The sequence below is a fragment of the Comamonas avium genome, assembly GCF_014836675.1.
GTDB lineage: Bacteria > Pseudomonadota > Gammaproteobacteria > Burkholderiales > Burkholderiaceae_C > Comamonas > Comamonas avium.
This window is the reverse complement of record NZ_JACSQK010000007.1, coordinates 13,156-38,013: the sequence shown is the minus strand read 5'-3', so window position 1 is coordinate 38,013 and position 24,858 is coordinate 13,156. Positions and strand designations below refer to the sequence as shown.

At 58.1% G+C, this 24,858-nt stretch carries 26 protein-coding genes and 1 tRNA gene; 15 read left to right on the top strand and 12 right to left on the bottom strand.

The genetic code is table 11. The features are described from left to right. The first annotated feature begins 168 nt into the window (after nt 1-168). From ubiE to H9646_RS14495, 14 genes are all read left to right on the top strand, one after another. Nucleotides 169-900 (top strand): bifunctional demethylmenaquinone methyltransferase/2-methoxy-6-polyprenyl-1,4-benzoquinol methylase UbiE, encoded by a 732-nt coding sequence (gene ubiE, locus H9646_RS14560; protein WP_191724109.1) that lies wholly within the window; start codon nt 169-171, stop codon nt 898-900. A gap of 84 nt (nt 901-984) precedes the next feature. Continuing rightward, nucleotides 985-1,977 carry a Tim44 domain-containing protein gene (locus H9646_RS14555; RefSeq protein WP_191724108.1) on the top strand — a complete coding sequence of 331 codons (993 nt, stop codon included), beginning with the start codon at nt 985-987 and terminating at the stop codon, nt 1,975-1,977. Nucleotides 1,978-2,010: 33 nt separating this feature from the next. Beyond that, the gene (locus H9646_RS14550) at nt 2,011-2,580 is read left to right on the top strand and encodes an SCP2 sterol-binding domain-containing protein (protein WP_191724107.1); all 570 of its coding nucleotides are present in this window, start codon (nt 2,011-2,013) and stop codon (nt 2,578-2,580) included. Next, complete coding sequence (ubiB, locus tag H9646_RS14545; protein ID WP_191724106.1) at nt 2,577-4,142, top strand: ubiquinone biosynthesis regulatory protein kinase UbiB; 1,566 nt, start codon at nt 2,577-2,579, stop codon at nt 4,140-4,142. The genes H9646_RS14550 and ubiB overlap by 4 nt, the downstream gene beginning before the upstream one ends. A 259-nt stretch (nt 4,143-4,401) precedes the next feature. Next, nucleotides 4,402-5,859 carry a sodium:solute symporter family protein gene (locus H9646_RS14540; RefSeq protein WP_191724105.1) on the top strand — a complete coding sequence of 486 codons (1,458 nt, stop codon included), beginning with the start codon at nt 4,402-4,404 and terminating at the stop codon, nt 5,857-5,859. A 151-nt stretch (nt 5,860-6,010) separates the two neighbouring features. Next, nucleotides 6,011-6,295 carry an FmdB family zinc ribbon protein gene (locus H9646_RS14535; protein WP_191724104.1) on the top strand — a complete coding sequence of 95 codons (285 nt, stop codon included), beginning with the start codon at nt 6,011-6,013 and terminating at the stop codon, nt 6,293-6,295. A gap of 8 nt (nt 6,296-6,303) precedes the next feature. Next, nucleotides 6,304-6,927 carry a DUF502 domain-containing protein gene (locus H9646_RS14530; RefSeq protein ID WP_191724103.1) on the top strand — a complete coding sequence of 208 codons (624 nt, stop codon included), beginning with the start codon at nt 6,304-6,306 and terminating at the stop codon, nt 6,925-6,927. Nucleotides 6,928-6,970: 43 nt separating this feature from the next. After that, on the top strand, nt 6,971-8,773 hold the full coding sequence (gene aspS / locus H9646_RS14525; RefSeq protein WP_191724102.1) for an aspartate--tRNA ligase: 1,803 nt from the start codon (nt 6,971-6,973) through the stop codon (nt 8,771-8,773). Between the two features lie 135 nt (nt 8,774-8,908). Then, nucleotides 8,909-9,388, top strand: coding sequence for a dihydroneopterin triphosphate diphosphatase (gene nudB, locus H9646_RS14520; RefSeq protein WP_191724101.1), 480 nt, complete (start codon nt 8,909-8,911; stop codon nt 9,386-9,388). A gap of 29 nt (nt 9,389-9,417) precedes the next feature. Next, complete coding sequence (locus H9646_RS14515) at nt 9,418-10,188, top strand: endonuclease/exonuclease/phosphatase family protein (RefSeq protein ID WP_191724277.1); 771 nt, start codon at nt 9,418-9,420, stop codon at nt 10,186-10,188. A 59-nt stretch (nt 10,189-10,247) separates the two neighbouring features. Continuing rightward, nucleotides 10,248-10,988 carry a GTP cyclohydrolase I gene (gene folE, locus H9646_RS14510; RefSeq protein ID WP_191724100.1) on the top strand — a complete coding sequence of 247 codons (741 nt, stop codon included), beginning with the start codon at nt 10,248-10,250 and terminating at the stop codon, nt 10,986-10,988. Between the two features lie 65 nt (nt 10,989-11,053). Next, nucleotides 11,054-11,935: an EamA family transporter gene (locus H9646_RS14505; protein WP_191724099.1), complete on the top strand. Its 882-nt coding sequence runs from the start codon at nt 11,054-11,056 to the stop codon at nt 11,933-11,935. Between the two features lie 10 nt (nt 11,936-11,945). After that, nucleotides 11,946-12,170: a hypothetical protein gene (locus H9646_RS14500; RefSeq protein WP_225214228.1), complete on the top strand. Its 225-nt coding sequence runs from the start codon at nt 11,946-11,948 to the stop codon at nt 12,168-12,170. Between the two features lie 256 nt (nt 12,171-12,426). Then, entirely contained in the window at nt 12,427-13,074 is a 648-nt protein-coding gene (locus tag H9646_RS14495; protein ID WP_191724275.1) for a LysE family translocator, read from the top strand. A 105-nt stretch (nt 13,075-13,179) separates the two neighbouring features. Here H9646_RS14495 and H9646_RS14490 read toward each other — a convergent pair whose 3' ends face one another. The 5 genes from H9646_RS14490 to H9646_RS14470 form a co-directional block, all read right to left on the bottom strand. Further along, nucleotides 13,180-14,679 (bottom strand): ABC transporter substrate-binding protein, encoded by a 1,500-nt coding sequence (locus tag H9646_RS14490; protein WP_191724098.1) that lies wholly within the window; start codon nt 14,677-14,679, stop codon nt 13,180-13,182. An 86-nt stretch (nt 14,680-14,765) separates the two neighbouring features. Then, nucleotides 14,766-15,629 carry an ATP-binding cassette domain-containing protein gene (locus tag H9646_RS14485; protein WP_191724097.1) on the bottom strand — a complete coding sequence of 288 codons (864 nt, stop codon included), beginning with the start codon at nt 15,627-15,629 and terminating at the stop codon, nt 14,766-14,768. Continuing rightward, on the bottom strand, nt 15,626-16,669 hold the full coding sequence (locus tag H9646_RS14480; protein WP_191724096.1) for an ABC transporter ATP-binding protein: 1,044 nt from the start codon (nt 16,667-16,669) through the stop codon (nt 15,626-15,628). The genes H9646_RS14485 and H9646_RS14480 overlap by 4 nt, the downstream gene beginning before the upstream one ends. A gap of 18 nt (nt 16,670-16,687) precedes the next feature. After that, nucleotides 16,688-17,533: an ABC transporter permease gene (locus tag H9646_RS14475; RefSeq protein WP_191724095.1), complete on the bottom strand. Its 846-nt coding sequence runs from the start codon at nt 17,531-17,533 to the stop codon at nt 16,688-16,690. Further along, a complete protein-coding gene (locus H9646_RS14470; protein ID WP_191724094.1) occupies nt 17,530-18,492 on the bottom strand; it encodes an ABC transporter permease in 963 nt (320 codons plus the stop codon). Before H9646_RS14470 ends, H9646_RS14475 begins: the two co-directional genes overlap by 4 nt. A 189-nt stretch (nt 18,493-18,681) precedes the next feature. Here H9646_RS14470 and H9646_RS14465 point away from each other — a divergent pair, with 189 nt between their 5' ends. Further along, the gene (locus tag H9646_RS14465) at nt 18,682-18,942 is read left to right on the top strand and encodes a YfhL family 4Fe-4S dicluster ferredoxin (RefSeq protein ID WP_191724093.1); all 261 of its coding nucleotides are present in this window, start codon (nt 18,682-18,684) and stop codon (nt 18,940-18,942) included. A gap of 55 nt (nt 18,943-18,997) precedes the next feature. Here the strand turns inward: H9646_RS14465 and pth are convergent, their stop codons facing one another. From pth to H9646_RS14430, 7 genes are all read right to left on the bottom strand, one after another. Further along, nucleotides 18,998-19,639, bottom strand: a complete 642-nt coding sequence (gene pth / locus H9646_RS14460; RefSeq protein ID WP_191724092.1) for an aminoacyl-tRNA hydrolase — start codon at nt 19,637-19,639, stop codon at nt 18,998-19,000. Nucleotides 19,640-19,764: 125 nt separating this feature from the next. Beyond that, nucleotides 19,765-20,382 carry a 50S ribosomal protein L25/general stress protein Ctc gene (locus H9646_RS14455; RefSeq protein ID WP_191724091.1) on the bottom strand — a complete coding sequence of 206 codons (618 nt, stop codon included), beginning with the start codon at nt 20,380-20,382 and terminating at the stop codon, nt 19,765-19,767. A gap of 129 nt (nt 20,383-20,511) precedes the next feature. Then, nucleotides 20,512-21,471 carry a ribose-phosphate pyrophosphokinase gene (locus H9646_RS14450; RefSeq protein ID WP_191724090.1) on the bottom strand — a complete coding sequence of 320 codons (960 nt, stop codon included), beginning with the start codon at nt 21,469-21,471 and terminating at the stop codon, nt 20,512-20,514. 42 nt (nt 21,472-21,513) lie between these two features. Further along, nucleotides 21,514-21,590 (bottom strand) — tRNA-Gln (locus H9646_RS14445). A 42-nt stretch (nt 21,591-21,632) separates the two neighbouring features. Further along, nucleotides 21,633-22,493 carry a 4-(cytidine 5'-diphospho)-2-C-methyl-D-erythritol kinase gene (ispE, locus tag H9646_RS14440; RefSeq protein ID WP_191724089.1) on the bottom strand — a complete coding sequence of 287 codons (861 nt, stop codon included), beginning with the start codon at nt 22,491-22,493 and terminating at the stop codon, nt 21,633-21,635. 44 nt (nt 22,494-22,537) lie between these two features. Further along, entirely contained in the window at nt 22,538-23,065 is a 528-nt protein-coding gene (locus H9646_RS14435) for a lipoprotein insertase outer membrane protein LolB (protein ID WP_225214227.1), read from the bottom strand. A gap of 6 nt (nt 23,066-23,071) precedes the next feature. Further along, entirely contained in the window at nt 23,072-24,805 is a 1,734-nt protein-coding gene (locus tag H9646_RS14430; RefSeq protein WP_225214226.1) for a tetratricopeptide repeat protein, read from the bottom strand. Between the last annotated feature and the right edge of the window lie 53 nt (nt 24,806-24,858).

The window sequence follows — 24,858 nt, the reverse complement described above, 5'->3', positions numbered from 1 at the left end:
GGTTTTCGCCTTTTTTCCTGGTGCGATGCTATATTTACCGTAGCTGTAAAGGCAGGCTTTTAGAGCACCTTTGGCAGTACAGACTTTTGACTGCAGGCACTGTATGCCCTGTGACCATACGGGGTTGTCGCTGGTCTCAGCGCAGCGTCCTGCTTACATTTGAAGCTTATGAGCAGCACACACTTTGGATTCCAGACGGTCGACGAGAAAGAAAAAGCCAGCCGCGTGCGCGGCGTGTTTGACTCGGTGGCGTCCAAGTACGACGTCATGAACGACCTGATGTCGGGTGGTTTGCACCGCGCCTGGAAGGCCTACACCTTGATGGTGGCCAACCTCAAAGAGGGCGATAAGGTGCTGGACATTGCGGGCGGAACCGGCGACTTGTCCATGGCCTTTTCCAAAAAGGTGGGCGCAAGCGGCACCGTGGTGCACACCGACATCAACGAAGCCATGCTGCGTGTGGGGCGCGACCGCCTCACCGACAAGGGCATCTTGTTGCCTACGTTGGTGTGCGATGCAGAAAAGCTGCCCTTCCCCGATGGCCACTTCAACCTGGTCAGCGTGGCGTTTGGCCTGCGCAATATGACGCACAAGGACGTGGCGCTCAAAGAAATGAATCGCGTACTCAAGCCCGGCGGCAAGCTGCTGGTGCTGGAGTTCTCCAAGGTCGCAAAGCCCCTGGAAAAAGTGTATGACTGGTATTCGTTCAATATCCTTCCCAAGATGGGTTCGATGGTGGCGGGTGATCCAGACAGCTACCGTTATTTGGCTGAATCCATCCGCATGCATCCAGGCCAGGAAGAGCTCAAGGCCCTCATGCATGAGGCCGGCTTTGGCCACGTGGACTATCACAACATGTCAGCCGGCATCGTCGCGCTGCACATGGGTATCAAGTGCTAAACAGGGAGCGTTTCCCCATGCATAGTTTTTTTGCCGGTTTTGGCTGATCAGCGGTTACTTTCAAACTTAAGCGGAGATACAACGATGAAGAAGGTGTGGGCAGTGACATTGGCGGCGGCGTTGGTCGTCATCCATCCCCTGGCAGAAGCCAAGCGCATGGGCGGTGGCGGATCCTTTGGCAAACAGTCCAGCAATGTGACGCAACGCCAAGCCACACCTCCAGCCGCTCCGCCTGCACGTCCTGCGCAGCAGCAAAATGCGCAACAAAACAATGCAGCCGCCAAGCCTGCAGCACCTGCTGCTGCAGCACCCAAGAAGCCATGGGGCGCCATGCTGGGTGGCTTGGCTGCAGGTCTGGGTCTGGCATGGCTGGCCAACTCACTGGGCTTGGGTGAGGCGTTTGCCAACATGCTGATGTTCGGTTTGCTTGCCATGGTCGTCATGGTGGTGATCGGAGCCATCTTGCGTGCCCGCGCTAACAAGAAACCTGCTGCATCGCACGCCGCGCCATCGCCGTTTGCTTTTCAGGGTGCAGGAGCCCCGGTGGCACCTGAGGCCATTGCAACCCCACCGCAGTACAAGCCCCAGAACGTGGGCAATGATGCGTCAGCCCGCCCTTGGGAGCAGATTCCTGGCGCGCAAGGCTCGATGATCGGTTCGGGCGTTGCCGCTGCTGCGTCAACCTGGGATGTGCCTGCAGACTTTGATGCCAACGGCTTTTTGGATGCTGCCAAGCGCAACTTTGTGACCCTGCAGGCTGCATGGGACAAGAGCGACATCAGCACCCTGCGCTCCATGATGACGGATGACATGCTGGCTGAAATTCAAAGCCAGCTGGAAGAGCGCGAAAGCCAGAGCAGTGGCGAGCCCAATCAGACCGATGTCGTCATGATTGACGCGCAACTGCTGGGTATTGAAGACGTTGGCGGCTCTTACATGGCCAGCGTGGAGTTCTCGGGTTTGATCCGCGAAGATGTCTCTTCGGGCCCTAGCCCCTTCCGTGAAGTATGGAATATGGCCAAGCCTAAAAACAACTCCAGCGGCTGGTTGGTTGCGGGTTTACAAGCCTTAGGCTAAAAAACGCTCCACTTCAGGAATAATCAGGGGACTATGGCAACACAGTCCCCTTTTTCATTCCTGAACGGTTTAGTGGAACGCGCGGTGCAAGTCGTGCAGCCACCAAGCTGGCTCGTCCACGAAACCCAGCAGCGCGCCGTGCTGTTTCTTAACCATGTGTTGATGCAGGAGCGCGAAGCCATGGAGCGGCTGGTGCGCCAAAAAGGGCGTGTGGCCCGTGTGCAGTGGCGCAATTTCAATATGGCACTGGTGGTCACCCCTGCAGGCCTGCTGAATGTGGCTGCTGAAGGCGCAACACCGGATCTGCAACTGGAGATCATGGACAGCAACCCGCTGGCCCTGGCGCAGGTGGCGTTGCGTGGTGACAAGCCTTCCCTGCGCATCGAAGGTGATGTGCAGCTGGCCGCTGATATCAACTGGCTGGTGGACAACGTGCAGTGGGATGTCGAAGAAGACATGGCCCGCATCATGGGTGATGTGCCAGCGCATACCCTGGCCAATATCGGTCGCACGGTGGCCGCTGCGGTGCGCCAGTTTGTGGGTGGCCGCATGACCCAGGCCGATGGCAAACCCGCCAGCGACGCAGATCGCCTGCCGCAATGAGCCGATTTTTCCGAGGTTTGACCATCGTCTGGGTGGTGCTGCGCTATGGTCTGGATGAGCTGGTGCTCTCGGGCTTCAAGCATCCGTCGCTGAACACGCTGCGCCGTGTACTGACGATTGGCCGCAAGCTGGAGGCTCCACGCGGCGAGCGCCTGCGAGAAGCACTGGAGCAACTGGGGCCGATTTTTGTGAAGTTTGGGCAGGTGCTGTCCACGCGCAGTGACTTGATGCCACCGGATGTGGCCCAGGAGCTGGCCAAGCTTCAAGACCGAGTCCCCCCGTTTGATTCGCAAATTGCCATCGAAACCATTGAGCGCAATTTCCGCAAACCGCTGGACCAGATCTTTGTCAGCTTTGAGCGCACACCCGTGGCCAGCGCCTCTATTGCCCAGGTGCACTTTGCCACCGTGCGTGACCGCGATGGTCAGGAGCGTGAGGTTGCCGTCAAAGTGCTGCGCCCGGGCATGAAAAAGGTGATCGACAAAGACGTCGCCCTGATGTACATGATGGCGGGCTGGGTGGAAAAGCTCTCCAACGAGGGCAAGCGCTTGAAGCCTTTGCAGGTGGTGGCTGAGTTTGACAACTACTTGCACGATGAGCTCGACCTGATCCGCGAAGCCTCCAATGCTGCGCAGCTGCGCCGCAATATGGACGGGCTGAATCTGGTGCTGATTCCAGAAATCTTCTGGGATTACTGCCACGCTGAAGTGATGGTGATGGAGCGCATGAAAGGCGTGCCCATCAGCCAGGTGGATCGACTGCGCGAAGCGGGAGTCGACATCCCGAAGCTGGCACGCGATGGCGTGACCCTGTTTTTCACGCAGGTGTTTCGTGATGGGTTTTTCCACGCGGACATGCACCCCGGCAACATCATGGTGAGCCTGGATGCAGCCACGTTTGGGCGCTATATCTCGCTGGACTTTGGCATTGTGGGCACGCTCACCGAGTTCGATAAAGAGTACCTGGCGCAAAACTTCCTGGCGTTCTTTCGCCGCGATTACAAGCGCGTAGCTGCCTTGCACATCGAAAGCGGATGGGTGCCAGCCACCACGCGGGTGGAGGAGCTGGAAGCGGCGATTCGTGCGGTGTGCGAGCCGTATTTTGACCGCCCGCTGGCTGAAATCTCTCTGGGTATGGTGCTGATGCGCCTGTTCCAGACTTCACGCCGCTTTCAGGTGGAGATACAGCCACAGCTGGTGCTGTTGCAAAAGACCTTGCTCAACATCGAGGGTCTGGGTCGCCAGCTCGATCCGAACCTTGATCTGTGGAGCACCGCCAAGCCGTTTCTGGAAAAGTGGATGCTCGAGCAAATGGGGCCACAGCGCTTTTGGCGCGAGCTGCAGGCCGAAGCCCCGCGTTACGCCAAGCTGATTCCTGAACTGCCTCGGCTGGTCTATGGCTATCTGCAGCAAAAAAATGGCAGCGATCAGCAATTGGTACAGGAGTTGCTACGTGAACAGCGGCGTACCAATCGTTTGCTGCAAGGGCTGATTTACGGGGGACTCGGGTTTGTACTGGGCATGCTGGCCATGCAAGTCCTTACGCGAATCCGGATTTTCTAAAGCTGGCCCAATACAGTGCTTGCTGCGTAAGCAGGTACTAAGTTGAAATAAAAGAGGAGCGCCTTGCGCTTGTTCTTTAAAACTTTCAATGTCTTTTGACTTTGAGGTTCTGAAGAACAAAGCGTCAGGCGCTCTTCTTTTTTTGTCGCTTGTAGAACACAGCACAGGTTTTTTCCGTGTGGGGGCATCACAAATGCCCATAATCGCGCCTCGAATTTTCTTACAACCCATTTATTTCTTTGACAGGGGAGCAGCGCACATGCTGATGACCTTTATCGCCGTGTACCTTCTGGTCTCGATCGGCATTGGCCTTTATGCAGCACGCCGCGTGCACAACACGGCGGACTACGCTGTCGCAGGGCGCAATCTGCCGCTGTATGTGGTGGTAGCCACCACGTTTGCGACCTGGTTTGGCTCCGAGCTGGTGCTGGGCGTGTCGGCAGAATTTGTCAAAGAAGGCCTGGGCGGTGTGGTGGAAGACCCCTTTGGCGCTGGCTTTTGCCTGATCCTGGTGGGCCTGTTCTTTGCCTACAAGCTCTACAAGAAGAACCTCATCACCATTGGCGACTACTACCGCCTGCGCTACGGCAAGACGGTGGAGGTGCTGTGCTCCATCATCATCATCTTCAGCTATCTGGGCTGGGTGGCTGCGCAGGTGGCTGCGCTGGGGCTGGTGTTCAACATGCTGACCGATGGCGCGATGTCTGTTACCTCGGGCATGATTTTGGGCACCCTGATTGTGATGATCTACACCCTGTTCGGGGGCATGTGGTCGGTGGCCATGACCGATCTGGTGCAAATGGTGGTCATTTGTGGTGGCCTGATTGTGATTGCCTGGTTTGCCGCAGATTTGGCTGGTGGCTCTGACAAAGTGATTGGCTACGCCGTGACCGAAGGCAAGATGCAGTTCCTGCCTCAGAACGCGGATGGCAAAACCTGGCTCTTCTTTTTTGCCGCTGCCATCACCATGATGCTGGGCTCGATTCCGCAGCAGGACGTGTTCCAGCGCGTAATGTCGTCCAAAAACGAGAAGGTGGCGTGTCTGGGCCCCATCATTGGCGGGGCGCTGTACATCGCATTTGCCTTTATTCCGATGTTTGTGGTGACGGCGGCTGTGCTGATCATGCCGGAGGCCTCTGAAGCCCTGATGGGCGATGATCCGCAGAAAATCTTGCCCCGCCTTGTGATGGAGCACATGCCTTTGGCTGTGCAAATTGCCTTCTTTGGCGCGCTGCTGTCGGCCATCATGTCCACCGCATCGGCCACCATGCTGGCGCCTTCGACCGCGTTTGTCGAAAACATTCTGCGCAACATCAAACCCGGCATGTCGGATGCGGCCACGCTCAAGGCCATGCGGCTGGCGGTGGTGGGCTTCACTGTGTGTGTGCTGGTCTATGCCATTACCATGCAAGACAGCTCCATCTATGAAATGGTCTCGGGTGCTTACCAGGTGCCATTGGTTGGCGCGTTTGTGCCTTTGGTATTTGGCCTGTACTGGAAGCGCGCTACCACGCAAGGCGCTTTGGCCGCCGTGGTGCTGGGCATTGGTACGTGGCTGATTTTCTGGGCTGTGCCCGGTTGGGCCGATGCTTTCCCGCAGCAACTGGCGGGCTTAATAGGCGCGCTCATCGGTATGGTCTTTGGCTCGCTGCTGCCGCAGTGGATGGCCAACACCCAGGGCCAGGTCAAGCACTATCAGGGCTCTCAGCTCGATTAACAGGTCGTGCACGGCAGACAAAGGGCGCAAAAAGCGCCCTTTGTCTTTTCAGGCGCATGCGCGCTTGCACAAGCCAAAAGGGCATGGCCGCCTATAATCTAAGGTTTTGCGAATTTCCTCTTCTTAGCCTTAAGCACGCTGACCCAAAGCTATGCCGATTTATGCGTACAAGTGTGGCACCTGTGGCCACGCCAAGGATGTTCTCCAGAAGATGTCCGATGCCCCGCTGACCGATTGCCCGGCTTGCGGTGCTGCGGCCTTTTCCAAGCAATTGACTGCACCTGGATTCCAGTTGAAGGGTTCTGGCTGGTATGCCACCGATTTCAAGGGCGGCTCCTCGAGCAGCAGCACCTCAGCCCCAGCACCTGCCGCAGCGTGTGATGCCGGTGGCAGTGCCTGTGCAGCAGCGGGCTGCGCTGCAGCCTCTGAGGTCTGAGATTGGCCATGTCTGCATTGCGTAAATGGCTGTTCACCGGATTGCTGGTCATCGTGCCCGGTGTCATCACCGTGTGGGTGCTGCACTGGATCATCAGCACGCTGGATCAGACCCTGAACCTTTTGCCCGCTCAGTGGCAGCCTGACTATCTGCTGGGTTTGCATATTCCGGGTTTTGGGGTGCTGCTGACACTGGTGGTGCTGCTTTCCATCGGTGCGATTGCCAGTAACTTCGTTGGCCGCAAGCTGGTGTCCTGGGGCGATGCCCTCATTACCCGCATCCCGGTGGTACGCTCGATTTATTCCAGCGTTAAGCAGGTCTCGGATACCGTCTTCTCGGACAGTGGCAATGCGTTTCGCACAGCCGTGCTGGTGCAATGGCCCCGTGAAGGCGTGTGGACTGTGGCTTTCATCACTGGCAGCCCAGCCGGGGAAGTGGCCCGTTATTTGCGCGACGAATACGTGAGCGTATTTGTGCCGACAACGCCCAACCCCACTGGGGGCTACTTTGTGATGATGCGCAAGAGCGATTGCGTGGAACTAGAGATGAGCGTGGAAGCTGCGCTCAAGTACATCGTCTCCATGGGTGTGGTGGCACCGCCGCCACTGCCCATCCCTGACGAAGAACGATAAACAACCCAAAAAGCGCGTCCCCTGGGGCGCAGGAAGATAGACCATGGCCATGCGCTCTGAATATTGCGGTCTTGTGACCGAAGCCCTGATGGGCGAAACCGTTACCCTGTGCGGCTGGGTGAATCGTCGTCGTGACCACGGTGGCGTGATCTTTATTGACCTGCGTGACCGTGAAGGCTATGTGCAGGTGGTGTGCGACCCCGACCGCCCTGAAATGTTCAAGGTGGCCGAAGAAATCCGCGGTGAATATTGCGTGCAGGTCAAGGGCATTGTGCGTGCCCGTCCTGCTGGCACGACCAACGACAAGCTCAAGAGCGGCCAGATCGAAGTGCTGTGCCATGAGCTGAACGTGCTCAACGCAGCAGTGACGCCGCCCTTCCAGGTGGACGACGAGAACCTGTCGGAAAACGTGCGACTGACCAACCGCGTGATGGACCTGCGCCGCCCGGTGATGCAGCGCAACATGATGCTGCGCTACAAGACCTCGATCCAGGTGCGCAACTTCCTGGACAAGCTGGGCTTTATCGACATCGAAACCCCCATGCTGGGCAAGTCCACACCCGAAGGCGCTCGCGACTATCTGGTGCCTTCGCGCGTGCATGACGGCCAGTTCTTTGCGCTGCCCCAGTCGCCCCAGCTGTACAAGCAGATGCTGATGGTCTCGGGCTTTGACCGCTACTACCAGATCACCAAGTGCTTCCGTGATGAAGACTTGCGCGCTGACCGCCAGCCCGAATTCACGCAGATCGACTGCGAAACTTCGTTCCTAAACGAAGAAGAAATTCGCGCCATCTTCCAGCAGATGATCAAGGAAGTGTTCCAGCAGCAGCTGAACGTGGACCTGGGCGAATTCCCCGTCATGACGTACCAGGATGCGGCTTTCCGCTTTGGTTCGGACAAGCCCGATTTGCGCGTCAAGCTCGAGTTCACCGAACTGACCGACTGCATGGGCGATGTGGACTTCAAGGTGTTTTCTACGCCTGCTACCACCAAGGGTGGCCGTGTGGTGGCCCTGCGCGTGCCCGGCGGCGCTTCCATTTCGCGTGGCGAGATCGATGGCTACACCGAGTTCGTCAAGATCTACGGTGCCAAGGGTCTGGCATGGATCAAGGTCAACGAAGTGGCCAAGGGCCGCGAAGGCCTGCAGTCGCCCATCGTCAAGAACCTGCATGACGCGGCGATTGCCGAAATCCTGAAGCGCACGGGCGCACTGGACGGCGACCTGCTGTTCTTCGGTGCTGACAAGGAAAAGATCGTCAACGACTCCATCGGTGCGTTGCGTCTGAAGGTGGGCCACAGCGATTTCGCCAAGAAAAGCGGCTTGTTTGAAGACAAGTGGGCCCCGCTGTGGGTGGTGGACTTCCCCATGTTTGAGCATGACGAAGAAAGTGGCCGCTGGGTGGCTGTGCACCATCCCTTCACATCGCCCAAGGATGGCCATGAAGAGCTGATGGCGACCGACCCTTCCAAGTGCATTGCCAAGGCCTACGACATGGTCTTGAACGGCTGGGAGCTGGGTGGCGGCTCGGTGCGTATCCACCGCGCTGACGTGCAGGCCAAGGTATTTGCTGCCTTGAACATCAGCCCTGAAGACCAGCGCGCCAAGTTTGGCTACCTGCTCGATGCACTGCAGTACGGCGCACCTCCCCACGGTGGTCTGGCCTTCGGTCTGGACCGTCTGATCACGCTGATGACAGGCTCTGAGTCGATTCGTGACGTCATTGCCTTCCCCAAGACACAGCGTGCACAAGACTTGTTGACGCAAGCGCCTTCGCCTGTCGATGAAAAGCAGCTGCGCGAGCTGCACATTCGCCTGCGCAACATCGATGCGGTCAAGGCATCGTAAATCGATGGCTCTTAAAGTCATAGCTTCTTGCGCTTAGTGCGCAAGGGCTAGAGGCTTAAAACACCAAAAGCCTTTGCGGCAGCGCAAAGGCTTTTTTTGCGTCTAGGGCATGCTTTCAGTGTGAAGATAGGGCGCATGCACGCAGGCCCTTACAAAATTGCGCAGTCGGTTCTGGTGGTGATTTACACCCCGCAAGGCCAGGTGCTGCTGTTGCAGCGCACCCTTGGTGATGGGCACGGGGGCGATTTCTGGCAGTCCGTCACCGGCAGCAAAGACACGCACGATGAGTCTTGGGAGCAGGTGGCTGCACGCGAGGTGTGGGAGGAGGCGGGCATTGATGTGCACGCGCAAGGCTGCAAGCTGCAAGACTGGGGGCTGGAGAACATCTACACCATTTACCCCCAGTGGCTGCATCGCTACGCGCCCGGAACCTTTGTCAATACCGAGCGTGTGTTTGGGCTGGAGGTTGCGTCCTACGCCCAAGTCACCTTGAATCCGCGCGAACACACCGCATTTGCTTGGCATGCTTGGCGCGAAGCGGCAGACCGTTGCTACGCGCCCTCGAATGCTGAAGCTATTCTTCATCTACCTGTTTTTCTTCCATTGCCTGCATGACGCCTGAGACCACGCCACCACTGCCGCCCATGGAAACCACGCCCTCTGGCCTCTTGGTGCCCGCCGAGCAGGGTATTTTGCGTGTGGCCACCTACAACATTCACAAAGGTGTGCAGGGTCTGGGGCCCACACGCAGGCTGGAAATTCACAACCTGGGGCTGGCCGTAGAGCAGCTCGATGCCGACATCGTCTGCCTGCAGGAAGTGCGCAAAATGAACCGGCGCGAGGCCGCGTACTTTGCCAACTGGCCTGAAGTGTCGCAGGCAGAGTTTCTGGCACCGGACGGCTACGAGGCCGTCTATCACACCAATGCCTATACACGCGATGGAGAGCATGGCAACGCCTTGCTCTCGCGCTGGCCGGTGCGCGATATCAAGCACCTGGACGTATCGGACCACCGTTTTGAGCAGCGCGGTCTGCTGCACGCCGAGGTCATGTTCCACGGGCGTTCCGTGCACACCGTGGTGGTGCATCTGGGCCTGATTGCTGGCAGCCGTGTGCGCCAGATATATCAGCTGCAGCAATTCATTGAGCGCGAAGTGCCCCCGGCAGTCCCGGTGGTGGTGGCCGGGGATTTCAATGACTGGGGCAACCATATCAAGCGCATGCTTGCCGGCTTTGGCCTGTATGAGTACGACGGTGACCGCAGCACCTTCACCTATCCGGCACGTTTGCCGCTGGCGCAACTGGACCATGTGTACGTTCGCGGTCTGGATCCCATCAGCCTGACGGTTCCGCAAGGCCGTATCTGGTGGCGCATGTCAGACCATTTGCCGTTGATCGCAGAGTTCAAACTGTAGGCGGCCTGCCAATTCCATGGCCCCTGTCGGCCTGATGATTCACTGTTACTATCGCGCCCATGTTTCAAGATTTGGTTGCCGCATCCGACAAACAGCCCGCAGGTTTTGACCCGCACGGCACCCCTGTCTCCGTGAAGATTCGCGAGCGGGTGCAGGCGGCTGGCCGCAGTTTTCACGCGAACGAAAATATTGCCGACTTCATCGAACCCGGTGAGCTGGAGCAATTGCTCGACGAGGTGGAAGTCAAGATGCAGGGCGTGCTCGACAGCATGGTCATCGACACGGCCAATGACCACAACAGCCAGGCCACTGCCCGCCGTGTGGCCAAGATGTATCTCAAGGAAGTGTTTGCAGGTCGCTATCACAAGCCGCCTTCGATCACGGAGTTCCCCAACGGCAAGCACCTCAATGAGCTGATGATCGTTGGCCCCATTACGGTGCGCAGCGCATGCAGTCACCACCTGTGTCCTGTAATGGGCAAGGTGTGGATTGGTGTGATGCCCAACAAGAACACCAACGTCATTGGCCTGTCCAAGTACGCACGTCTGGTGGATTGGGTGCTGGGGCGCCCGCAGATTCAGGAAGAGGCCATCATTCAGCTGGCTGATTTGATCATGGAAAAGACCCGCCCTGACGGTCTGGCCGTGGTCATGGAGTGCTCGCACTTTTGCATGTCCTGGCGCGGTGTGCGCGAAAAGGACAGCAAGATGCTCAACTCCGTCATGCGTGGTGCATTTTTGAAGGACCCCACACTGCGCCGTGAGTTTCTGGCGCTCATTCCCGGCCGCCGCAACGATTAACCCCCTCGCTCAGGCCCCAGAGGCTGCGCACTGCGCAGCCTTTTTTATGGCCGTTTGACTGCTCCATGTCACTGCAAGCTTTTGCACTCATTATTTTGGCCGGCATCATCCATGCAGGATGGAACATTGCCGCCAAGAAAGCCGGTGGCGATGCGCGGTTTGCCTTTTTCACTTCCATCTTGCTCATCATTGTCTGGGCCCCGCTGGCGTGGTGGGTAGGGCGTGACGTTGTGCCGCACTGGGGCTGGCAGCCATGGGCTTTGGTGGCGGTCAGTGGCGTGCTGCATCTGGCCTATTACGTGATCTTGCTGCGCGGCTATCGCAAGGCCGACCTCACCGTGGTCTACCCTCTGGCGCGGGGCAGCGGCCCGTTAATCAGTACCCTGGTGGCCATCACGCTGCTGGGCGAGGAGCTTTCGCAGCTGGGTGTGCTGGGGGTGGCTGGCGTGGTGCTGGGGGTATTTTTGATTGCCGGCGGCCCCAGATTGTTTCGCCAGCGCAGCGATCCTGCAGCGCGCCATCGCTTGCACCAAGGGCTGTTTTATGGAGTGCTGACGGGCGTTTTCATTGCAGGCTACACCGTGGTAGATGGCTACGGCGTCAAGGTGCTGCTGCTGTCACCCATCCTGATTGATTATCTGGGCAGTTGCCTGCGCGTGATCTTGCTGTCTCCTGTGGTGCTGCGCAATGTGGCTGAGGCCAGGTCGCTGTGGCAGCAGCAGTGGCGCTGGGCGCTGCTGGTGGCCGTGGTTAGCCCGATTGCGTATGTATTGGTGCTGTTTGCCATGCAAAGCGCGCCCATTTCACATGTGGCCCCGGCGCGCGAGGTGTCCATGCTGTTTGCTGCCCTGATTGGCGGGCATTTGCTGCGTGAAGGCGATCGCATGGTGCGCATTGGCGGAGCCGTATTGATTGCGGTCGGCGTGACGGCACTGGCTCTGGGATAAAGTGCAGACCATGATGTTGCGTACGGTGTGCCTGACAGGTGGTGTGGCGGTGGTGCTGGCATGGGCCAATGCCGCGTGGGCGCAGCCTGCGCCGTGGTACTGGTGGGTGAGCAAGCTGGACGGGCACCGGGTGTGCGCCCAGGTCATGCCCAGCCAGGGCTGGAGCAGGGGGGAGGGGCCGTTTCGCAATGCGCAGTGCCGCCCTCAGCCAACGTTGCTGCCACCCTCGCGCTGAGTTTTTCTGCTTCCTCTTTTCCTTACTCTAAGGCTGCGCACGCTGCGCTTGGTGCGTTGTGGTGTGGCCTTGTCGTGCCCGGCCGCACGGCTTTGCGGCTTCATGCCCGCCGCTCAAGCGCCTGCCTGTGGCTGGCAGCGGCGTGTGCAGTGCGTTAGCGCATCACCACGCCTTGACGTCGCCCGTTGGCTTGGCAGCGTACTGGCAGCCGCCGCACAATGGCGGCTTATTCAAGCCCTGTGAAAGCGATGGACAGATGCCTGCGTGGAATGCTTTGGTGGCCTTTTTGGGCGTGGCGGTGCTGCTGGCGCTGACGCCCGGGCCCGATAACCTGTTTGTACTGGTGCAGTCCATCCAGCGTGGCTGGCGCGTGGGCATGTGCGTGGTGGTAGGGCTGTGCCTGGGCATTGTGGTGCACACCACGGCGGTGGCCTTGGGGCTGGCGGCCTTGTTTGCGGCATCCAGCACGGCGTTCATCACTTTGAAATGGTGTGGTGCTGCTTATCTGGCCTGGCTGGCATGGGGCGCTTTGCGTGCGCCAGTCAGCTCCAGTGATACGCCACAAGCCGGCAGCACGGCCCAGTCGCTGCCATGGCAGCAAGCGCTGCGCATGGTGGGGCGCGGCGTGGTGATGAATATCACCAACCCCAAGGTGCTGATTTTCTTTCTGGCTTTCTTGCCGCAGTTTGCAGACCCGGCGCGCGGCAGCGTGGCGCTGCAGATCGTGTGTTTTGGCCTGTTGTTTGTACTGGCCACGTTGCTGGTATTTGGTGCCATTGCCTGTTTTTCGGGCGTGTTTGGCGGCATCTTGCAGCGCTCTGCACGTGCGCAGTGGTGGTTGAACCGGCTGGCGGGCGTGGTGTTTTTAGGGCTGGCAGTGCGTTTGCTGACGGTGCAAAGATAAGAGCTGCTAGCGCATATGAACAAAGGGTTTTAGATATAAAACTATCTGAAACCCTTTGTGGATGAGCGCTAAGTGCTACTTTTTTATAAATTTTTCTAAAAAACGCTAGTTCTTGTCGCTCCAGTACATGGCCGACAGGTCATTCACAAAGACAGGCATGTCTTTCCACAGCCCGCGCAGGTTTTTGTTGGCAATGGTGACCCACTGGGGCTGGTACAGGAAGCCGTGCACTGCGTCGCTGGCAAGCATGCGCTGTGCCTCGCCCAGCAGGCGTGCGCGGTCGGTGGACTTGGGGGTGTTCTTGATCTTCTCGAACAGATCGCGGAACTCTTGCGAGTCGTAGGCCCAGTAGTAATCGGGCTTGGCAAAGTTGCCCAGATCAAAAGGCTCTACATGGCTGATCATGGTCAGGTCGTACTGCTTGTTGCCGTAGGTGCCAGACAGCCATTGTGCCCATTCCACGTTCTGCAGTTTGACCTCAATGCCCACCTTGGCCAGCTGTGCGGCAATGATCTCGCCGCCCTGGCGTGCATAGGGGGCTGGGGGCAGCGTCATGGTCAGCTTCAGCGGCAGTTGCACGCCCGCTTCTTTAAGCAGGGCCTTGGCCTTGTCGAGGTTGTGCGGGTTGATGCCGGTGGTGTCCACATAGCCAAAGGCACCGGGTACGTAATGGCTGCCAATGGGCACGCCGTAGCCTTCTGCGGCCCCTTCAATGATGGTTTTGCGATCAATGGCGGCGGCAATGGCTTTACGCACGCGTACATCGTTCAGAGGCTTTCGGCCGTTGTTGATGGCCAAAATGGTTTTGGCGCGTGAGCCGCTGACGATGACCTGAAAGCGTGGGTCTTTCTGGAACTGCGGCACGCTGCGTGGTGTGGCGCGGGGGAAGGCGTCCACATCGCCCGCCATCAGGGCGGCCACCTGGGCTGCTGAGTCGGGAATAAAGCGGAATGTGGCGCGCTTGATGCGGATCTTGTTGGCGTCGCGGTATTCAGGCCATGCCACCAAGGTGATAGAGGCCCCTTTTTGCCACTGGCCCAGCTTGTAGGGGCCGGTGCCCACTGGCTGCGTGGTGTTGGTGACGGCGCTCTTGGGCTCAACGATGATGGATGTGCCCTGACCCATGACAAACAGAAAGTCAGGGTCAATCTCCTGCGTCACGACTTCAATGGTGAAGGCGTCGATCACACGGATCTTCAGGCCGCTGAAGCTGCGCTTGTCCTTGTTGGTGCTTTTTTCGCTGCCAGCGCGCTCCAGCGAGAACTTTACGGTTTCTGCGTTAAAAGGCTGGCCGTTTTGAAACTTGACCCCCTTGCGCAGGCGGAAGGTGTAGGTCTTCAGATCTGGCGAGACTTCCCAGCTTTCCGCCAGCAGGGGAGAGACGCTGCCGTCGGGATTGATCTTGGTGAGCGTCTCAAAGATGTTGTATTGCGTGATTTCGGCAATCGAGGAGGAGGCACTGGCCGTCGGGTCCAGTACCGGGGGCTCCAGCGTCAGGGCCAGGTTCACCGTCTCTTTTTTCGCTTGCGCCATGCTGTGAAGCGGCAACAGCGCGGTCAAACCGGCCAAAGCGCCAGATGCAAGCAAATTGCGGCGGTCAATCATGGTTCAGGGTCTCCGATATGTCTCAGTGGGTAGGGCAGGCAGCAACTTTCCATGCTGTACCGCACGATCAAGAAGCAGACCGCTTTTTACACCAAGTTAGAACTTGCTTTCGCACGCAGGTTACGCAGCGCGCGTGCGCGGCCGGGGGCAATCTGCGGCACTGCATTGAGCAAAGTCTGCGTATAGGGATGGCGGGCGTGGCTAAACAGTTGTCTGGGCGAGCCTTGCTCCACCACCCGGCCTTGCTGCATGACAAGCACTTCATCACACAAATGATTGACGACAGCCAGGTCATGGCTGATGAGCAGGTACGTCATGCCAAAACGCTGCTGCAAATCCAGCAGCAGATTGAGTATCTGGGCCTGAATGGAGACATCCAGTGCGCTGACGGGTTCATCTGCGACGATGAGCTGGGGGCGCGTAATCAGCGCGCGCGCAATGGCAATGCGCTGGCGCTGGCCACCCGAAAATTCATGGGGGTACTTGTCCAGATCATTGTGGTGCAGCCCCACCTGGGTGAGGGCCTCGGCGGCCTGCTCACGCTGCTCGGCGCGGCTGGTGTGGCTGAGGGCCTGAAGTGGCTCGGCCACAATGCGCTGCACGGTCATGCGTGGGTCCAGTGAGCCATAGGGGTCCTGAAACACCATCTGACAGTCACGCCGAGCGGCACGCAAGGCCGCGCCGGACATGGCGCTCAGTGCCTGCCCATTCCACAGCACCTGGCCTGTGGTGGGCTTGTCCAGTGCCATGGCCAAGCGCGCCAGCGTGGACTTGCCAGAGCCAGATTCACCCACAATGCCTACGTTGCGCCCGCCGTAGACCGTCAGATCGACATCTTGCAAGGCGATAACCTGCGGCGGTGCCTGCCACAGCTGGCGGCGTGGCAGCGCATAGGTTTTGCCCAGACCAATCGTCTGAAGCAAAGGGGGGCGCAGGTTGTCAGGCGTCATTTCCAGGCCTCAGTGTTGCCAGGGCGCATGGCTTCCGGGCGCAGGCAGCGCACCTGGTGCACACCCAGGCTGCTGTGTTGAGCCTCATGTGGCTGAAAGCTGGGGATGCCAACACGCGCAGGCTTGTCTTCATAGCAGCGCTCTTGCGTGAATGTGCATCGACCGGCAAAGGTACAGCCGCGTGGCAAGTCTGCCAAGGCCGGGACTGTGCCGGCAATGGTGAACAGATCGTGGGGTTTGCCACTGGGCTGGCGCGGTGCATCCAGCCGCGGGCGTGCCGCCATCAGCCCGCGCGTATAGGGGTGACCCATGTGGCGAAAGAGCGCGCCCGTGGGCCCGCTTTCGACAATCTGCCCGCCATACATGACCAGCATGTCGTCCACATTCTGTGAAATAACACCTAAATCGTGCGAGATGAGGATGAGTGCCATATCGCGCTCGGCCACCACATCGTTGATCAAATCCAGAATTTGCTGCTGAACGGTCACATCCAGCGCCGTGGTCGGCTCGTCAGCGATCAGTACATCAGGCTCACACGCCAGCGCCATCGCAATGGTGATGCGCTGGCGCTGTCCGCCAGAGAACTGGTGCGGGAAATCATGGACACGGGCGCTGGCATTGGAAATGCCCACGCGCTCGAGCAAGGCTGTGGCGGCCTTGAGCGCGCTGGCCCTGTCCAGCCCCTTGTGATAGAGCATGGGTTCTGCCACCTGGCGGCCTACCGTATGCACAGGGTTCAAGGCCGTCATGGGCTCTTGAAACACCATGGCCATGCGATTGCCGCGCAGGCTTTGCCACTGGCGCTCGGTCTGACCCAGCAACTCTTGTCCGTTCCACAAAATACTGCCCGTGACCGTTGCGTTGTCAGGCTGCAAACCCATCAGGGTCTGCACGGTCAGGGATTTGCCGCAACCGGACTCACCAATAATGCCCAGCGCGCTGCCGCGCTCCAGTTTGAACGAAAGGTGGCGCAGCGCCTGCACTGTGCCTTGGCTGCCACGCAGAAAAAGATTAAGGCCAGTGACTTCAAGCAAGGGCATTCGTGTCTCCAGTCTCGCTCAGCGTTGGCGGCTCAAGCGCGGGTCCATCAGGTCGCGCAGGCCATCGCCCAGTAAATTCAGGCCCAGCACCGACAGCGCAATCGCCACGCCGGGAAACACGGCCAGCAGGGGTGCTTGGAACATCAACGTTTGTGCATCACTGAGCATGCGGCCCCAAGATGGCTGCGGGGGCTGTGTACCCAGCCCCAGATAAGACAGCGCAGCCTCAGCCAAAATGGCCAGCGCAAACTGGATGGTGGCCTGAACGATCAGCACCCCCATGATGTTGGGCAGCACGTGCTGCAGTGTGATGCTGAAACGGTTTTTACCGCAGGCACGCGCAGCCATCACGTATTCACGCGACGAGATCGCGTTGGCCGAAGCGCGGGTGATGCGTGCAAAGGTCGGAATGTTGAAGATGCCAATTGCAATGATGGCGTTGACCATGCTGGGGCCAAAAACGGCGGTCATCATGATGGCCGACAAGATGGCCGGGAAGGCAAAGGTGAAGTCAGACATGCGCATGATGACTTCTTCCACCCAGCCGCGCAAAGCGGCTGCAATCAAGCCCAGAGCCACGCCAAAGACCAGACCAATACCTACGGCAATTACGCCCACTGCAATGGAGCTGCGTGCGCCCACCATGATTTGAGACAGCACATCGCGGCCAAAAGCGTCGGTGCCCATCCAGAACTGCGCGCTGGGGGGCAGCAGCTTGGCCTCGATGTTCATCTCGTAAGGGCTCCAGGGTGTCCAGACGAAAGAAAGCAGGGCGCAGGCAGCCAGGGCCAGTGTCAGTACAGCACCAACGACAAAGCTGGGGTGGTGCAGCCCGCGCTGCAACAAGGTGCGGGGCTGGCTCATAAGTCGCTGGCTTTCACACGGGGGTCAATGATGGCGTACAGCACATCGACGATGAAGTTCACCACGATGACCATGGCGGCCAGCAGCATGACGCAGTTGCGCACCACGATCAGATCGCGGTTGGCAATGGACTGGAAGATCAAACGGCCCAGCCCGGGCAGATAAAACACGTTTTCCACCACGATGGTGCCAGCCAGCAAGTTGGCAAACTGCAGACCCATGACCGTGATGACCGGAATCATGGCATTGCGCAGCACATGGCCCCAGAGCACGGCGCGCTGGCTCAAGCCCTTGGCACGTGCGGTGCGCACAAAGTCTTCACGCAGCACTTCCAGCACTGCAGAGCGGGTGATGCGCGCCAAAATCGCCGCTTGTACAACAGCCAGTGCAATGGCAGGTAGCAGCAGAGATTGCAGTGCAGGCCAGAAGCCGCCACCAAATTCACTGCTCCAGCCAGGAAAGCCGCCAGCAGAAAACCATTGCAACTTCACCGAAAACAGCAAGATCAAAAGGATGGCAAACCAGAAGTTCGGTATGGCAATGCCCAGTTGGGCCAAACCCATGATGCCCACATCGCCCAGCTTGTTGTGGCGTGATGCTGCATAAACGCCGGCCAGCAAGGCCAGCACCGTGGTGATCAACATGGCCAATACCGCCAGAGGCAGGGTCAGTACCAGCCGCTCGGCAACCAGATCCCAGACCGGCGATCCATAGGCGTAGCTGTTGCCAAGATTGCCAGTGAAAAAACCCAGCAACCAATCGGTATAGCGTTGCAGCGCGGGCTGGTTCAGACCCAGTTGCTCGGCCATGGCGGCCACGGCCTGAGGATCGGCGTCAGGCCCCATGAGCACTTGTGCGGCATTGCCCGGCAAAATCTCCAGCACAGCAAACACCAGCATGGATGCACCCAGCAAGGTGGCTATCAATGTGAGCAGGCGTTTGGCGAGAAAAACACTCATGAAGTCAAGGCAGTCAAGGTTTTGCGGGCTCCGAGCATAGCGGTAAATCCCACAGTGCAAAGCATGGAAGTGTGTGCCGTTGAGATGGGGTAAGCGGCGGGCGCATGATAATTGCGCCATGTCCCCTGTGCTGAACACCTATGACCGAGCCGCTTGCCTGTGTACGGCCTTGTGCCAAGGAGGCATGCTATGGCGTTGATGATCACGGAAGAATGCATCAATTGTGATGTGTGTGAGCCAGAGTGCCCCAACGATGCCATTTACATGGGGGAGCTGATCTATGAGATTGACCCCCACAAGTGCACGGAGTGCGTGGGGCACTTTGATGAGCCCCAGTGCATGCAGGTCTGCCCGGTCTCATGCATTCCCGTGCATCCTGACTTTGTTGAGAGCCAGGAAACCTTGCTGCAAAAATTTGAACGCTTGCAGGCACTGTCACTGAAGATATAAAAATATCAGTCAAATTGGCTGCTAACGCTTATTGCGTAAGTGTTAGCAGCTATTTTTATTCATTCACCAAAGTGGGGGCGCTGTCGGCATCTGGCACCGGCTTGCGCGGTGGCTTGGGGCGCGGTGGTTTGTTGGTGTTGATCAGCACGGTGGCCTTTTCCATCTCTCCTGCTGCCAGCAAAGGCCAAGCCTTGAGGCTGCGGTCAATCTGCTCGTGAATGGCGTTCCACTGCTCTTGCGGCGGTTTTTTGAGCACCCAGCTGGCGACATCCCCTTTTTGGCCGGGGTGACCAATGCCCACACGCAGACGCCAGTAGTCAGGACTGCCCAGCTGTGCATGGATATCTCTCAGACCGTTGTGACCGCCGTGGCTGCCGCCGCGCTTGAGCTTGATCTGACCAGGTTCAAAATCCAGCTCGTCATGCACCACCAGCACTTCTTCGGGCTTGATTTTGAAAAAGCGTGCCAGTGCGCCTACGGACTTGCCTGACAGATTCATGAACGTCTGTGGCTGCAGCAGCCACACGGGCTGGCCCTGCACGCTGGTGCGTGCCATCAGGCCCCAGTAGCTGCGCTCTGGCTGCAAATGCACCTTGAGCTCACGGGCCAGGCCATCAATCCACCAAAAGCCGGCATTGTGGCGAGTGTCTTCATATTCCGGGCCAGGATTGCCAAGGCCCACAAACAGTTTGATCATGCGAGGATTATCCAGTCAGGGCTGCATGCAGGGAATGCATGTTCAGCAAAACAAATGGCCCACACAAGGCGGGCCATTTGTTTTGCCAGCAGCCCCCAGGGGCTGCGGCGGCAAGAGGAGAAAAATTACTTCTTCTTCTTCTTGTCGGTAGGAGCAGCTGCCACGGGAGCAACAACAGCAGCCTCAGGCAGCTTCACGGAAACCAGAACGGGGTTCTTGTTTGCGCCACGAGCGATGATCTTCACGCCGTTAGGAGCCTTCACGGTCTGCAGGCCGGGGATGGCCTTGGAGGACAGCTTGGACAGGTCCACGGAGATGAACTCAGGAGTCTTGGCAGGAGCAGCCAGCACCGATACTTCGGTGATCAGAGGCGTCACAGTGCCTTCTTCAGTCACTACAGCAGGCGACTTGTCAGCGTTTTCGTAACGCAGAGCAACCTTGGATTCGATCTTGGTGTTCTCGTCCACGCGCTGGAAGTCGATGTGCAGGATCTGAGCACGGAAGGGGTGGTATTGCACGTCGCGCAGCACAACCTTGGAAGATTGGCCGTCGATGTCCAGGTCCAGGATCGAAGTGTGGAAAGATTCCTTCTTCAGAGCGTGGAACAGGCTGTTGTGATCGATTTCGATCTTTTGTGCGTCTTGGCCAGCGCCAAAAACGATACCAGGTGCCTTGCCGGAAATACGCAGGCGGCGGCTCGCACCCGTACCTTGCAGATTACGTGCTGTTGCAGCGATTTGCATAACTAACTCCAATATGAGTGGACCGCGACCAGTTCCACTCGGTTAAAAACCCAAGGCTTGTGCCCTGGATGAAACTTCGGAAAACGCAAACCTCCCGAAGGAGGTTGTGCAATGTCCCGAAGGAAAAACTTAGTCCTGAAACAGGCTGCTTACCGAGTCACCGGTAGAGATGCGCTGGATGGTCTCTGCAAACAGAGGTGCCACGGACAATTGGCGAATCTTGCCACACGCCTGAGCTGCGGGGCTCAAAGGAATGGTGTTGGTCACTACCACTTCGTCCAGAGCATCGCCTTCGGAGATACGCTGGATGGCAGGGCCAGAGAAAATGGGGTGTGTGCAATAGGCATACACCTTCTTGGCACCACGCTGCTTGAGCACTTCTGCGGCTTTGACCAAAGTGCCAGCCGTGTCGATCATGTCGTCCATGATCACGCAGTTGCGGCCATCGATGTCACCGATCACGTGCATCACTTCCGACACGTTGGCCTTGGGCCGGCGCTTGTCGATGATGGCCAGATCGCAACCCAGCTGCTTGGCCAGTGCGCGTGCGCGCACCACGCCACCCACGTCTGGAGATACAACGATCAGGTCGTCATATTTCTTTTCGTTCAGATCCTTGAGCAGGATGGGCGAAGCGTAGATGTTGTCGACGGGAATGTCGAAGAAGCCCTGAATCTGGTCAGCGTGCAAATCCATGGTCAGCACGCGGTTTACACCAGCGGCCTGCAACATGTTGGCAACCACTTTGGCGGTAATCGCTACACGGGTAGAGCGCACGCGGCGGTCTTGGCGGGCATAGCCAAAGTAGGGAATGACCGCGCAAATGCTTTGTGCGGAGGCGCGCTTCAAAGCGTCCACCATCACCAGCAACTCCATCAGGTTGTCATTGGTGGGGGCGCAAGTAGGCTGCACCACAAACACATCGCGGGTGCGGACGTTTTGTTTAATTTCTACGGTGACTTCACCGTCAGAGAAACGACCAACATCAGCAGCGCCCAAAGATGCGCCAAGATGCTTGGCGATTTCTTCGGCCATGCTGCGATTGGCATTGCCCGTAAAAACCACGAATTCAGAATTATTGGATTGCATGAGCTTCCCAGTATTGGGTTTGCTTAAACGCATAAAGATATTTGGCAGGGGAGGAAGGACTCGAACCCTCGCATGCCGGAATCAAAATCCGGTGCCTTAACCAACTTGGCGACTCCCCTACACAGGTCAATTGTCGTCGATAACAATTAACCGGTAGCTTGTTATTCTGGAATCCATTGGATCAATGGATGATTTTCCAGATTTTTGCAAAGCCTGATTTTCCATGTGCTAGGCGCATGTGAAAAATCAATCTCTTTGCTGGCTTGCGCAAATACCGCACTTCCAGAGCCAGTCATTGTAGCATGCATTCCAGATGCATTCAGCCAATTTCTGACTTTCATTACATCGGGGCACAAAGCTTCAGCAACCGGCTGCAGGTCGTTGTGGCCAAAGCCGTAGTGATCTGCAGCAAAGTCTTCGATTTTAGCACGCTTTGTATCGCGTTGAAGGCGCGGGTCAGTAAAAATGCTTTGGGTGTTAAGGCCCGCTTGTGGCTTGATGACCCAGAAAAGCCGGGAAGGCAAGGCGTGAGCGCCACATAAAGGCGTAATGCTCTCGCCGATGCCTTCTACCCAGGCGTTGTGCCCGCGAATAAAAAAGGGCACGTCAGCACCCAGCCGGATGCCGATACCTTCCAGCTGTGCACGGGTGAGGTTAAGGTTCCAGAGCCGGTTCAGAGCAATCAATGTAGATGCCGCATCTGAAGAGCCTCCACCCATGCCAGCTTGAGAGGGGATGTGCTTGTCAATCGCAATGCGCACGCCCTGGGTGCAGCCTGTGGCGGCTTGCAAGGCTTGTGCGGCCCGAACGCACAAATCATCTGCGGGAAGTTGCGGGGCGTCCGGGTTGAGGTCTTGCCGCGAAATTTCTGAACTCTGGATGTGTTCAAAGTGCAAGGTGTCTTGCCAATCAATCAGCATGAAGACAGATTGCAGCAGGTGATAGCCATCCGCCCTGCGCCCTGTGATGTGCAAAAACAGGTTGAGTTTGGCCGGGGCCGGCACGTCGTAGAGGCTATGCATGTGTGAAGAGCAAGAAATACGTGGCAACGCTTTGCGCGCTGCTTTTAGTCAACAGGCTGAAGAACCACTCTCAGGGTGGCGTGTGGCAAAGGTGTGATGCGTTGCGCTGTGATACGGCCTTCGCTGTGACGGCTTAGGTCCACCTGCCATCCTTCGGCGCTGGCATTGTGCCCTTGCAACCAGCTAAAAAGCGCTTGAACAGGCAAAGCCGTGCCCAGGCTTTGGCGCAACAGCTCTTGCAAAGAATCGGACTGGGTGATGCGATCGCCTTGCTGTAGCAGTGCTGCACCCGGCTGCCATTGCAGTTTGGCAATCTGCGAGCCAAGAGGGTTGAAAACGTCCAGGCTGCCTTGTTCTGGACTGCCCTGCAGGTGAAAAGAGGCGCTGAACGACTGCTCCTGCTCCAAGGGGTCCTGTACCTGCAGGCCCATGCGGCCACTCCAGGCCATGCCCGAAGAACTTGCTGGGTCGGGCTTGGGGATGTGCGGGGTGCTGCAGCCGGTGAGTGCCAGCGCAAGGCCCAGCGCCAGGGCCGCCTGCCAGCCAGTCATGCGTGTGAATCGATGTGACATGGCTTATTAGGGCTTGACCTGCATGCGTTCAAGTGTGGTGCGCAGGGTTTCGTTGTCTGCATCCTGGATCAGCGCCTGGCGCCAAACACTGCGGGCACGCTCTTGATTGCCGGTGCTCCACAGCACCTCTCCCAGATGGGCTGCAATCTCCACGTCATTGCGCAGTGCGTATGCCTTTTCCAGAAGGGCCAAGGCACGGTCCTTGTTGCCCATGCGGAACTCCACCCAGGCCAGACTGTCGAGGATGAAAGGGTCGTTGGGTGCTTGCTGCAGCGCTGTCTCAATCAGTTCTTTGGCTTCTGGCAGTCGAATATTGCGCTCTGCATACGAGTAACCCAGCGCATTGAAGGCGTGGTGGTGATCGGGATGTTTTTGGATGATCTCGCGCAGGATCTTTTCCATGACATCGATCTTTCCTGCGCGCTCAGCCAGGATGGCCGTTTCGTAAGCAATGTTGGCGTCGTCAGGCAATTGTTCGTACAAGGTGCGCTGCAGCAAGTAAGCCTCCTGGGGTGCGTCGTTGTCACGCAGCAAAATGACTTCTGCCTGGCGTTTTTGCACCTCTTGCTCTTCGCTGTCGGCTGGTACGGCACGAATCAAGGCTCGGCCCTGTGCCAGCTTGCCTAGCTTGGCCAGCGCTTGCGCCTTGAGGCTCTGCACGTTCAAGGTGTCAATGCCGCTTGGAATTTTTTCCAGCCAGTTCAGCGCCTGCGCATAGTCTTTTTGCTGCAAAGAAATGCGCCCCCCCAGCATGTAAGCCTGGGTGAGGGCCTGGGTGCGCTGAGCCAGCGCCGGCATTTTTTCAACCAGACTTTCCAGGCGCTGCAATGCCTCTTGCGCTTTCTTCCAGTTGGCTTGCTGGGCATGTAGGCTGGCCAGGGCCATCCAGGCATCGGGCATATCCGGCTTGCCCTTGAGCAGCCGGGTTAACTGCTCTAGGGCGTTGTCCAGACGATTTTGAGCCATGAGCACGCGGGCGTAGGCCATCTGTATGGTCGGTGCAGGCTGGTGCTGCATATATTCCTGCACCATTGGCTCTGCGGAAGAGACGCCTGATTCCATTAACTCCAGGGCCAGCAAGGCCGTAGCTCCGCTGCGGGGGCCTTGTGCATAAGCGTGCTTCAAGGCCTGGAGGGCCAAGTCTTTTTGATTGGCCGCAATGCGCAAATGGCCAATGGTGGCCCAGGCTGCAGGGGCCAGACTGGCGTTTTTCAGATCTGGCTGCAAAGCTTGCTCGACGACGGCGGCAGCCAGTGCTTTATCGCTAGCGCGGCTGTAAAGCTGCGCAATCGACAGGTAGGTGGCAGACTTGGCGGCTGCTGGTGTCCATGCAACTTCGCGGCTCAAGGCGTCCTGGGATTCAGAGACCCGGTTGAGCATCAGCAGAACCTGCAGCATGAAGCGATTGGCTTCGCGAGACTGCGGGAAGTTTTTTTGCCACTCATCGGCCACCATCAGCGCACGTTGGCCTGAACGCGATTGCAGCGCAAGCTCGGCTGCGCGTTGATACAGCTGCTGCGAGTGACTCTGGCGTGCTGCTTCCATCAGCAATGCCACAGCATTGACCGCATCTCCTTGAGAGGCCGACATCTCCCCGACCAGCAGGTCGTAGAAAAGCTCGGCGCTCAAAGCTGCCGCTGTGTCGGCTGCTGATGGGGGGAGGGCCTCTGACGTCGTGCTGTCGAGGGAGGGTGCTTCTTGCGCCAAAGTAGGCAATGTTCCGAGAACAAGTGCGGACATCAAGGCCAAGCGGAAATTGCGAAGTTTGGAAACCATGGAACCATAATAATCCA

Coding starts and splice junctions, on each gene's coding strand:
- ubiB (WP_191724106.1), top strand. CDS start 2,577: ATGAGCCGATTTTTCCGAGGTTTGACCATCGTCTGGGTGGTGCTGCGC.
- H9646_RS14430 (WP_225214226.1), bottom strand. CDS start 24,805: ATGTCCGCACTTGTTCTCGGAACATTGCCTACTTTGGCGCAAGAAGCA.
- H9646_RS14550 (WP_191724107.1), top strand. CDS start 2,011: ATGGCAACACAGTCCCCTTTTTCATTCCTGAACGGTTTAGTGGAACGC.
- nudB (WP_191724101.1), top strand. CDS start 8,909: ATGCACGCAGGCCCTTACAAAATTGCGCAGTCGGTTCTGGTGGTGATT.
- H9646_RS14470 (WP_191724094.1), bottom strand. CDS start 18,492: ATGAGTGTTTTTCTCGCCAAACGCCTGCTCACATTGATAGCCACCTTG.
- pth (WP_191724092.1), bottom strand. CDS start 19,639: ATGATCAAACTGTTTGTGGGCCTTGGCAATCCTGGCCCGGAATATGAA.
- H9646_RS14495 (WP_191724275.1), top strand. CDS start 12,427: ATGCCTGCGTGGAATGCTTTGGTGGCCTTTTTGGGCGTGGCGGTGCTG.
- folE (WP_191724100.1), top strand. CDS start 10,248: ATGTTTCAAGATTTGGTTGCCGCATCCGACAAACAGCCCGCAGGTTTT.
- ubiE (WP_191724109.1), top strand. CDS start 169: ATGAGCAGCACACACTTTGGATTCCAGACGGTCGACGAGAAAGAAAAA.
- H9646_RS14480 (WP_191724096.1), bottom strand. CDS start 16,669: ATGCCCTTGCTTGAAGTCACTGGCCTTAATCTTTTTCTGCGTGGCAGC.
- H9646_RS14500 (WP_225214228.1), top strand. CDS start 11,946: ATGATGTTGCGTACGGTGTGCCTGACAGGTGGTGTGGCGGTGGTGCTG.
- H9646_RS14530 (WP_191724103.1), top strand. CDS start 6,304: ATGTCTGCATTGCGTAAATGGCTGTTCACCGGATTGCTGGTCATCGTG.
- H9646_RS14535 (WP_191724104.1), top strand. CDS start 6,011: ATGCCGATTTATGCGTACAAGTGTGGCACCTGTGGCCACGCCAAGGAT.
- H9646_RS14455 (WP_191724091.1), bottom strand. CDS start 20,382: ATGCAAATCGCTGCAACAGCACGTAATCTGCAAGGTACGGGTGCGAGC.
- ispE (WP_191724089.1), bottom strand. CDS start 22,493: ATGCATAGCCTCTACGACGTGCCGGCCCCGGCCAAACTCAACCTGTTT.
- H9646_RS14450 (WP_191724090.1), bottom strand. CDS start 21,471: ATGCAATCCAATAATTCTGAATTCGTGGTTTTTACGGGCAATGCCAAT.
- H9646_RS14505 (WP_191724099.1), top strand. CDS start 11,054: ATGTCACTGCAAGCTTTTGCACTCATTATTTTGGCCGGCATCATCCAT.
- H9646_RS14435 (WP_225214227.1), bottom strand. CDS start 23,065: ATGTCACATCGATTCACACGCATGACTGGCTGGCAGGCGGCCCTGGCG.
- H9646_RS14540 (WP_191724105.1), top strand. CDS start 4,402: ATGCTGATGACCTTTATCGCCGTGTACCTTCTGGTCTCGATCGGCATT.
- H9646_RS14515 (WP_191724277.1), top strand. CDS start 9,418: ATGGAAACCACGCCCTCTGGCCTCTTGGTGCCCGCCGAGCAGGGTATT.
- H9646_RS14490 (WP_191724098.1), bottom strand. CDS start 14,679: ATGATTGACCGCCGCAATTTGCTTGCATCTGGCGCTTTGGCCGGTTTG.
- H9646_RS14465 (WP_191724093.1), top strand. CDS start 18,682: ATGGCGTTGATGATCACGGAAGAATGCATCAATTGTGATGTGTGTGAG.
- H9646_RS14555 (WP_191724108.1), top strand. CDS start 985: ATGAAGAAGGTGTGGGCAGTGACATTGGCGGCGGCGTTGGTCGTCATC.
- H9646_RS14475 (WP_191724095.1), bottom strand. CDS start 17,533: ATGAGCCAGCCCCGCACCTTGTTGCAGCGCGGGCTGCACCACCCCAGC.
- aspS (WP_191724102.1), top strand. CDS start 6,971: ATGGCCATGCGCTCTGAATATTGCGGTCTTGTGACCGAAGCCCTGATG.
- H9646_RS14485 (WP_191724097.1), bottom strand. CDS start 15,629: ATGACGCCTGACAACCTGCGCCCCCCTTTGCTTCAGACGATTGGTCTG.